This is a genomic window from Bartonella sp. CL70QHWL (assembly GCF_042194855.1).
In the GTDB taxonomy this organism is placed as follows: domain Bacteria; phylum Pseudomonadota; class Alphaproteobacteria; order Rhizobiales; family Rhizobiaceae; genus Bartonella.
Genome location: NZ_JBHINJ010000029.1, coordinates 1 through 8589 on the forward strand (window position 1 = coordinate 1; position 8589 = coordinate 8589).

The 8589-nt window shown below is 37.2% G+C and carries 9 protein-coding genes and 2 pseudogenes; 8 read left to right on the forward strand and 3 right to left on the reverse strand.

Annotation, left to right across the window (positions count from 1 at the left end):
• The 8 genes and pseudogenes from ACFIJZ_RS08760 to ACFIJZ_RS08795 form a co-directional block, all read left to right on the forward strand.
• On the forward strand, positions 1 to 1703 hold a 1703-nt coding region (locus ACFIJZ_RS08760; RefSeq protein WP_375631729.1), incomplete at its 5' end, for an HNH/ENDO VII family nuclease.
• 21 nt (positions 1704 to 1724) lie between these two features.
• Complete coding sequence (locus ACFIJZ_RS08765; RefSeq protein ID WP_273783967.1) at positions 1725 to 2198, forward strand: SMI1/KNR4 family protein; 474 nt, start codon at positions 1725 to 1727, stop codon at positions 2196 to 2198.
• Positions 2195 to 2782 carry an SMI1/KNR4 family protein gene (locus ACFIJZ_RS08770; RefSeq protein ID WP_273791574.1) on the forward strand — a complete coding sequence of 196 codons (588 nt, stop codon included), beginning with the start codon at positions 2195 to 2197 and terminating at the stop codon, positions 2780 to 2782. The genes ACFIJZ_RS08765 and ACFIJZ_RS08770 overlap by 4 nt, the downstream gene beginning before the upstream one ends.
• Positions 2783 to 2834: 52 nt before the next feature.
• A complete protein-coding gene (locus ACFIJZ_RS08775) occupies positions 2835 to 3416 on the forward strand; it encodes an SMI1/KNR4 family protein (RefSeq protein WP_273791575.1) in 582 nt (193 codons plus the stop codon).
• 54 nt (positions 3417 to 3470) lie between these two features.
• Positions 3471 to 3935 (forward strand): SMI1/KNR4 family protein, encoded by a 465-nt coding sequence (locus ACFIJZ_RS08780; protein ID WP_375631731.1) that lies wholly within the window; start codon positions 3471 to 3473, stop codon positions 3933 to 3935.
• Positions 3936 to 4042: 107 nt separating this feature from the next.
• On the forward strand, positions 4043 to 4507 hold the full coding sequence (locus tag ACFIJZ_RS08785) for an SMI1/KNR4 family protein (protein ID WP_273722002.1): 465 nt from the start codon (positions 4043 to 4045) through the stop codon (positions 4505 to 4507).
• Between the two features lie 108 nt (positions 4508 to 4615).
• A complete protein-coding gene (locus ACFIJZ_RS08790) occupies positions 4616 to 5080 on the forward strand; it encodes an SMI1/KNR4 family protein (RefSeq protein WP_375631733.1) in 465 nt (154 codons plus the stop codon).
• A 5-nt stretch (positions 5081 to 5085) separates the two neighbouring features.
• A pseudogene (locus ACFIJZ_RS08795) lies at positions 5086 to 7038 on the forward strand (DUF6990 domain-containing protein).
• Between the two features lie 308 nt (positions 7039 to 7346).
• Here the strand turns inward: ACFIJZ_RS08795 and ACFIJZ_RS08800 are convergent.
• The 3 genes and pseudogenes from ACFIJZ_RS08800 to ACFIJZ_RS08810 all read right to left on the reverse strand — a co-directional run.
• Positions 7347 to 7672, reverse strand: a pseudogene (locus ACFIJZ_RS08800) (DUF3987 domain-containing protein); the annotation flags it as partial.
• A gap of 159 nt (positions 7673 to 7831) precedes the next feature.
• Positions 7832 to 8104, reverse strand: a complete 273-nt coding sequence (locus ACFIJZ_RS08805; protein WP_273791673.1) for a type II toxin-antitoxin system RelE/ParE family toxin — start codon at positions 8102 to 8104, stop codon at positions 7832 to 7834.
• Positions 8095 to 8391 carry a CopG family ribbon-helix-helix protein gene (locus ACFIJZ_RS08810; RefSeq protein ID WP_273791674.1) on the reverse strand — a complete coding sequence of 99 codons (297 nt, stop codon included), beginning with the start codon at positions 8389 to 8391 and terminating at the stop codon, positions 8095 to 8097. The genes ACFIJZ_RS08805 and ACFIJZ_RS08810 overlap by 10 nt, the downstream gene beginning before the upstream one ends.
• Positions 8392 to 8589 lie beyond the last annotated feature (198 nt).

The following is an 8589-nucleotide window of genomic DNA, read 5'->3' on the forward strand; positions in this document are numbered from 1 at the left end:
AAATGGCAGGTGTTGGACAATCTTTGCCAAAAACCGCTCCTTTTGTCGATCGTATCGCCCTTGAAGCGAAAAAGAACCTGATCAAAGCCGCCATTGGCACGAGCGTTCAAACGGCTCTTGAAGGCGGCTCTCTTGACAAGAACTTTTTTAACAATCTGCGCATCGCCCTGTCTGATACGGTTGGCAAATCGTTGGCAGAAGAAATCGGTACCGCCAAGGCAGAAGGCAAAATAGATACGGTCACACAAATCGTTGCCCACGCCGGTCTTGGCTGTTTAAAAGGCGCTGTTGCGAGTGGTGCTTGCACGGCCGGTGCTGTGGGGGGTGCTGTGGGCGAAGCCACAGCTATGCTCCAGTTTCAATTGTGGGTGCAAGGCATTGTGAAAGAGGAAATGGGTAACCTAAACGGTCGCACCCCAACTGCGGAAGAGGAAGCGCGTATAAACGCAAAGATTGATGCGCAGTTTGCTGACTTTAGAGACCACACCATTGATGTTGCAAGGGCTGCTGGGGGCGTTGCCGCTGCCCTTGCCGGTGGCAATGTTGATGCCGGCGCTGATGCCGCTGGTAATGCCGCTGCAAATAACTACCTCAGCAGTGCTCAACAAGCTCAGATGGAGAAAGAATTAAAGGAGTGTCCTGACCTTTTATGTGAAGCAGCAGTGTCTGCGAAGTGGTCTGCGATTAGTACAGGGCAAGATATAAGCTTTGGGGCAGGTATGGTAGCTGGTGTCCCGGCTGAAATATACGATACGGTTGATGGTTTTTGGCAACTAGCCAAACATCCCAAAGAGACTTTGAAAGCGCTCAAAGATTTTTTCAGCAGTGGTGAGATTTTGGCGACAATTGGTCGGACCCTTGGACAGTCCTATGTAGATCGCATTAATAAAATGGAGGAGGAATATGAGCGAGCTGGTGCTGGTGGTTCCTTTAATGCTGGACTTGAATTTGGAAAATTATTGACTGAAACAGCATCCCTAATGACAGGAGTTGCTGGAGCAGCCAAGGGAGGCATAAAGCTTGGCGCAAAGGCTCTGGCTAAATTTGCTGCTAAGACTGAGGTAACGGCTGCAAAAGCAGGCAAAGACATCGCTCAATCAACGGAAAAAATAAGCGATAAAGCTGTTGCAGTTCATGAGCAAACAGGAAACAAAGCTTCTCAGACAATTGAAGAAGTCAGAAATAAAATAAAAGATATTTATCCAGAAAAAGACATTGCTCAATCAACGGAAAAAATCAGAGATGAAATTGCTAAAACTCAATATTTCACACAAGGAGAACATTTATGGTCAGACAGAAAATCCACTGTTTTTGAGCTTGAAATACCTCACAAAGGAGAAATAATTACTCAAAAATATGAAGTTTATGAGAGTGAAAAGCTGTTTAATCCTTACCGAATTGTTACTTGGATAGAAAAAGGGAAAGAAGTAGAAGGTACAAATATTGAAAAGATGACAGCAGGAAGAGCGCCCATAGGATTTGATGATAAATCCATTGAATTCCATCACATATTGCAAACACATGATGGTCCTCTAGCAATGGTGACAAACGAGTTTCATAAAAAATATCATCGTATCCTTCATAATAGGCCTAAGGAAATGGGATCAGATATTGATAGAGATTTGTTTAAAAAGTTGAGAGAAGAACTTTGGATGTTATGTGCTGAATGTTATAAACCGAAAGATACAAAAATTAAAAAATAACAATTTATAGGAGAACAAATTATGAAAACTTACACCTTAGATGATGTTGCAGAGTTGGTTGAGAAATATAGTGATATTGTTGATTTTGGCACTGCAGAGGATGCGGTTAGTAATGAAAGGATTGAAGAAGCTGAGAAAATTCTTGGTGTAAAGTTTACAACTTCTTATAAAGACTTTTTAAAAAATTATAAAGGAGGAGAAATTGGAGGTTATGAAATATTTAGCATTTATAACGCAAGTTTTGATAAGTGTCCTGCTGGTGATATTGTTTTCTATCATTTGACGGATATAAAAAATGGTTTCGCAAAACCAAATCAGCTTGCCGTGAATAGAACTGATTTTGGTGAAACATTTTACTTTGATTATACTCAGTTTCAGGATGGTGAATGCCCACTTTACGTCGAGATTCCATCTGGAGCGTCACATTATTATGCAAGTAATTTTTATGAATTTCTCTGTAAAAGAATTAAAGAGCACGCAGGGGAAGATTTATGAAAACCTATACCTTAGATGATGTTGCAGTATTAATTGATAAAGTGAATAAATATGATGATGAGATTATTAATTTTGGTAGTGAAGATGATGAAGAGAATGAAACGGATGATCTACAGATTGAAAAGGCGGAGAAAACTCTCGGCGTACAATTCACATCCTCTTACAAAGTTTTTTTAAAAAAATATGGAGGAGGAGAAATTGGTGGTGAAGAAATTTATAGCCTTTATGGAGATTGTGGGGAAGGTATTCCTGCTGGTGATATTGTTTACCAAAACTTACTCGATAGAAAACATGGTTTTGCGACACCAGAACAGCTCGTTGTGAGTTATGATCTTGATGAAACCTTTTACTTTGATTATACGCAGTTTCGGGATGGTGAATGCCCACTCTATGTCATGTTTGCGGATGAGGAGTCCGAATATTACGCAAGTAATTTTTATGAATTCCTTTGCAAAAGAATTAAAGTACACGCGGGAGTTGAGATACCTGATGGTGACCAACCGATTGAAAAGATTGAGCACACTCCCACTCCGCAACCTATCCCTTTCTACAAGAGCTTTTGGAAAAAACTATGGAAGAGGTGAAATTGATAGTGGAAATATGGAGCGTTTATAACGCACGTTTTGAGGATCATCCATGAAAACCTATACCTTAGCTGATGTTGCAGTATTAATTGATAAAGTGAATAAATATGATGATGAGATTATCAATTTGGGTACTGCAGAAAATGCAGTTGATGATCTACTGATTGAAAAGGCGGAGAAAGCTCTCGGTTTACAATTCACATCTTCTTATAAGAGTTTTTTAAAAAATTATAAAGGAGGAGAAATTGGAGGTTATGAAATCTGTAGCGTTTATAGGGATTGTGGAATAGGTATTGCTGCTGGTGATATTGTTTTCCGCAACTTAAATAATAGAAAAAGGGGTTTTGCGACACCAGAACAGCTTATCGTAAGTAGAACAGATTTTGGTGAGACTTTTTACTTTGATTATACGCAGTTTCGGGATGGTGAATGCCCACTCTATGTCATGCTTCCATCTGAAGATTGCGAATATTACGCAAGTAATTTTTATGAATTCCTTTGCAAAAGAATTAAAGAAAGCGTGGGAGCTGAGATACCTGATGGTGATCAACCGATTGAAAAGATTGAGCACACTCCCACTCCGCAACCTATCCCTTTTTACAAGAGTTTTTGGAAAAAACTATGGAAGAGGTGAAATTGATAGTGAGGAAATATGGAGCGTTTATAACGCACGTTTTGAGGATCATCTATGAAAACCTATACCTTAGATGATGTTGCACAATTAGTTGATAAATATAGCGATAGTATCGATTTTGGCTCTACAGATGAAGCAGTTGATGATGCACTGATTGAAAAAGCAGAGAAAACTCTTGGTTTGCAGTTTACGTCTTCCTATAAAAGTTTTTTAAAAAACTATGGAAGAGGGGAAATTTGTGGTGAGGAAATATGTAGCGTTTATGATACAAACTTTGAGATTATTCGTAGTGATGATATTGTTTATAAAAACTTAAATTATAGAAAAAATGGTTTTGCAACGCCACAGCAACTTATTGTTAGTAGAACCGATTTTGGAGAGACATTTTTCTTCGATTATTCTCAATTTCAGAATGGAGAGTGTGCACTCTATTTTGATTTTCCACCCAAGGATCCACAATATTATGCAAGTAACTTCTATGAATTCCTCTGTAAAAGGATTACAGATAATTTGAAGTAAATTTCTTTGTATGGTGGTTTTACTTCCAAATTGCAATGTTAAACCACCATTATTTTTTTCTTTTCAAGAATGCAAGCATCGTTAATATTTTTTAGGGGGGATAATCTATGAAAACTTACAATTTATCGGATGTTGCACAATTAGTTGATAAGTATAGCGATCGTATCAATTTTGGTACTGCTGATGATGGAGTTGATGATGTACTAATTGAAAAAGCAGAGAAAACTCTCGGTTTGCAGTTTACAACTTCCTACAAGAGTTTTTTAAAAAATTACGGAGGAGGAGAAATTGGTTATGAAGAAATAATGAGCGTTTATCTTATAGACTTTGAGATTGCACGTAGTGATGATATTGTTTACAATCACTTAACAGATATAAAAAATGGTTTAGCAAAACCACAACAGCTTGTCGTTTGTACAAATGATTTGGATGAGTCATTTTATTTTGATTATTCTCAGTTTCGGGATGGTGAATGCCCACTCTATGTTGAAATTGCATCTGGAGATTCAGAGCATTACGCAAGTAACTTCTATGAATTCCTCTGTAAAAGAATTATAGCTAATTTGGAATGACGCTTTTTGTCGGGCGGTTTCCTTTTGAAATACACTGTTAAAGCCGTCATTCTTTTTTGTTTTCAAAAAATGCAAGAATTGTTAATCTCTTTTAGGGGGGAAGGACTTATGAAAACCTATACCTTAGCTGATGTTGCACAATTAATTAATAAGTATCCGGATGTTATCGACTTTGGCACTGCAGAGGATGCACCTGATGATATATTGATTGAAAAGGCTGAGAGAACTCTTGGTTTACAATTCACCTCGTCCTACAAAAGTTTTTTAAAAAATTATGGAGGAGGAGAAATTGGAGGTTATGAAATTTTTAGCATTTATAACGCAAGTTTTGAAGATAATCCTGCTGGTGATATTGTTTATTATCACTTAACAGATATAAAAAATGGTTTAGCAAAACCACAGCAGCTTGTTGTCAATAGAACAGATTTTGGTGAAACCTTTTACTTTGATTATACTCAGTTTCAGGATGGTGAATGCCCACTCTACGTCAAGATTCCATCTGGAGCGTCACATTATTATGCAAGTAATTTTTATGAATTTCTCTGTAAAAGAATTAAAGAACACGCAGGGTAATGACGATGCAAACCAAAGATGCAACAGAGATTTTAAAAAGACTTGGCTGGGAGCCTCATCGCGATAAAATGGGTGATATGTTTGCTTATTATCACCTCCCCGATCGCATAGTGCGTATTCATTATGGTGTCATAGATTATGGACGGGATAGCGGAAGATTGTGGGTTTCTGTCAGTCTTACTACTGCTGCTTATTGTCTTGGCTGTGAATATGCTAACGGTAAAGAATCTCAACCTCTATATGAGGATATGCTGATTTCTTCAGAAGAGAATTTTGGAGTTACAGCGCTGGAGTTTTTTGAAAACCACGTTAAGGTAGCTTTAAACAAAGTGGTTGCATGGGCGCAAGCACAAGATATTGAGCAAAAATTACGTGAAGAATCTGCTAATCATTCTCTCGTTGCAAAGGCTCTACTCGGCGATACCGAAACTTTAAGGAATTACAAACCTACACCTCAATTATATACACCAGAGTTTTCTGATTATGAAAAGATAACGCAGGTTAAGCGCGTTATCTTTTTTGCTGAAGCTTATAAAAATAATGAATTGGATGACATTTTAGCACGCAAAAAACCGAAACAGCGTTTGATGAGTCTCACAGCAGCAACGCACATTCTTAAAACCCAAGGATGGTTTGCCACAGAGCCTGGGAAAATGTGGTTAGTTTTGCCGGATCGTTTTATTCAATTTGATTTTGGTTTTATCCGTCTTCATTATGATTATAATGTTCATCTTGAAGCAGGGATCTCCAACGAAGATATTTCTGTAGCTTGCCATTATATTCACGATAGTAGAAAATGTAGGCAGATATCAGCTACAAATATTTATCAGTCTTTTAATACGATTGAGGGAGGGGTTTTTAGTGGTGTTGATAAAGGAATTGATATTTGTGTAGAGATATTGAATGAGCAAGAGTTGACAAAAATCTCTGAGCGGGTGATACAGTGGGCACGTGCCCAAGATTTACAAGCATCAATAGAAAGCAAAACGCTTATCCAAAAATATAGCTATTATCCAGCTGTGATTTGGCATTTGGCTTGTTTAGCATTGACAGGTCAAATTGATGTCCTGAAATCCTATCAAAATGCCGTAAAAGCAGGTACGATTTCTGAATATTTAGATGACGATGATGTGGAAAAATATGTTAATCACGCTGTTCAATTTGCTGAAGGACATCTGACCGTTTTAAAGGAGCGAGAGGCGGCAGATGCACGTATTGGTGTACAATCTTTGCCTCTCCTTAATACAGTTTCTGAAATATTAAAAATGATGAACTGGACAGTCTATCGCAACAAAAATTATAATTGTAATGCCTATTTTATAAGCAAAGACCGTATCATTAATATAATGTACAGCCTTGATACAAAAGGAAAAACACCGATCCTTATATTCAAGGCTTCACTTTCAACACTTGCCTTTTCCACTGCTCATAGGGATGTTTTTCCCGAGAATCCTCAATATATAGCTCTCAAAGAGGCAGAAGAAGTTTATACAGTTTCTAGTGTTGAAGTTGAAGAAGGCAAACTAAAGCAAATCTGTGTGGATATTCTTAAATGGGCTGATAACCAAAACACCAACCAAATCATCTATGATTATGCGGCGTTGCTAACAAACAGTGAATTTTGCCTTGCAGAATTTCACCTTATTGCACTTATTTTGACTGGCAATGTCAAAAAACTTAAGTTTTATAAGGAGAGTTTTCAAAGAAAAAACCGTCTAGGCTTTGTAGATACTATCACAAAATATGATATTGACAACGCGCTTAATCTTGCCCAGCGTTATTGAACAGGTTTTCCTAAAAACGTTCCAATTTTGAGTTTGGATCCGCAAACAGTATCTGTTGCCTCCAAAACAACTTTTGTTGAAGTGGCAGGGGAAGTGGATGAAGCAGATGATAATGATGACTGTCTCACCATGGAAAGTGCTGATCCTTTAAGCCTTTCAAAAGATAGCTTGTAACTTATAAGAAATGCTATCAAAACTATTATGGTACTTAGTTTTGAGGATTTTGATGGTTCCTTTTACTCCCCCCATTATATATTTTTTTCAATCAAAAATAAAATAATACATATAAGAAGCACCCCCAAAGTCCCCCAAAACTAATGATGGGGAGTGCTTTGAAGGTTCACTGTTATATTGTTTAATGTTTTATAAGATTTCCAAATTGCCTCAGTATGATGTCTTATGATTTTTCACTAAGGGATGATTCATAACGTATGATAGGTCGAACGCCTTGGGAGCTATTGTCTCCAGAGATTTCACGAAAAACCGTCATCGTTTATTCCACGCTGTATTGCTTGAATGATGGGAATAATTCGTGAGGATTGAATGCCTCCAATCATAGATAAAGTGACATGAGGGATAAAAATGGTTCCACGCTCGGTACGGTCATAGGTAAATTGATCATCTTCATTAAAAGCCGTTAGATAAAAAGCACGGTCTGTTTGATATTCTCTTCGTTCCAGATTGGCTAAAAAACCAGACAATTCATCACGCACCATTAAGAGACTACGGGGGGGGGGGTTAAGAGTTCCCCAAGCTTTTCGACTGTCACATCATTGACAATAAAACGTCGTTTACCAAGAGTATCATCATTATTTTTACGAGTAGAAACTAAGCGGTGTGCAAAGTAATTATGCAATCATATTTGCAATATTAGAAAAATAATAATTTATCATTATTTACTGATACGGAGCGCAGTATTGTAGAAAATAATTTGCTTCAATTACCAAATAAATAAAAATACAGTTGATTAAGGAAATTTTTGCTTTGTATGAAGCACACGTAAAATACGCACAACGCCATTTGAAATATCATAAATCATGATATAATTTGAATGTACAATAAGTTCACGTGTATTTACAATTCGTCCTAAACGACCAAGAGTAGGAAATTTAACAAGTTTTTCTACTTTTTCAGATAAAAGTTGATCAAACTTTAAGGCAGCAGAAGGATTATCTTGTGATATGTATTCACGTATCTTTTTGCGGTCAACGTGTGCTACTTGTGTCCAAATTAGCTCCATAAAGTTGATCTATCGAGTTTACTTTGTGTTTTTAAGCGCCATTCCTTTGCTTCTGCTTCGATTTCTTCAGAAGATATTATATCACCTGCATTAGCAGAGTTTATCCCTAATTGAACTTGTTCCCGAAACCATAAATCGTATGCACTTTTTTCTTTTTGTTCTTTTACGATATCGCGCATATAATCCCGCAATAATTGTGCACCAGATCTATCACACGCCTTTGCTGCTTTGGAAAATTCATTTTTTAATACATCATCGACGCGAAAGGTAAATGTTGTTTCAGCCATTTTACAACCACTTAATGTGTTACAAAGTAGTTCTAATGTAATGTATTTTTACTATTTCTTCAATAGCTACTGTTAAAATAGATATTTTATATCTATTTTGCATTTTCATAGGGTTGAAAGGGACGCCCATAAATCAACGGGCTCTGATAACAACCCAGACAGCAGAGACAGCCCCGTTTCAATGCCCTCACAAATGAC

What these genes read in the sequence shown, in the direction of transcription:
- ACFIJZ_RS08775 (WP_273791575.1), top strand. Translation starts at nt 2,835, where the DNA reads ATGAAAACCTATACCTTAGCTGATGTTGCAGTATTAATTGATAAAGTG.
- ACFIJZ_RS08805 (WP_273791673.1), bottom strand. Translation starts at nt 8,104, where the DNA reads ATGGAGCTAATTTGGACACAAGTAGCACACGTTGACCGCAAAAAGATA.
- ACFIJZ_RS08780 (WP_375631731.1), top strand. Translation starts at nt 3,471, where the DNA reads ATGAAAACCTATACCTTAGATGATGTTGCACAATTAGTTGATAAATAT.
- ACFIJZ_RS08810 (WP_273791674.1), bottom strand. Translation starts at nt 8,391, where the DNA reads ATGGCTGAAACAACATTTACCTTTCGCGTCGATGATGTATTAAAAAAT.
- ACFIJZ_RS08770 (WP_273791574.1), top strand. Translation starts at nt 2,195, where the DNA reads ATGAAAACCTATACCTTAGATGATGTTGCAGTATTAATTGATAAAGTG.
- ACFIJZ_RS08785 (WP_273722002.1), top strand. Translation starts at nt 4,043, where the DNA reads ATGAAAACTTACAATTTATCGGATGTTGCACAATTAGTTGATAAGTAT.
- ACFIJZ_RS08790 (WP_375631733.1), top strand. Translation starts at nt 4,616, where the DNA reads ATGAAAACCTATACCTTAGCTGATGTTGCACAATTAATTAATAAGTAT.
- ACFIJZ_RS08765 (WP_273783967.1), top strand. Translation starts at nt 1,725, where the DNA reads ATGAAAACTTACACCTTAGATGATGTTGCAGAGTTGGTTGAGAAATAT.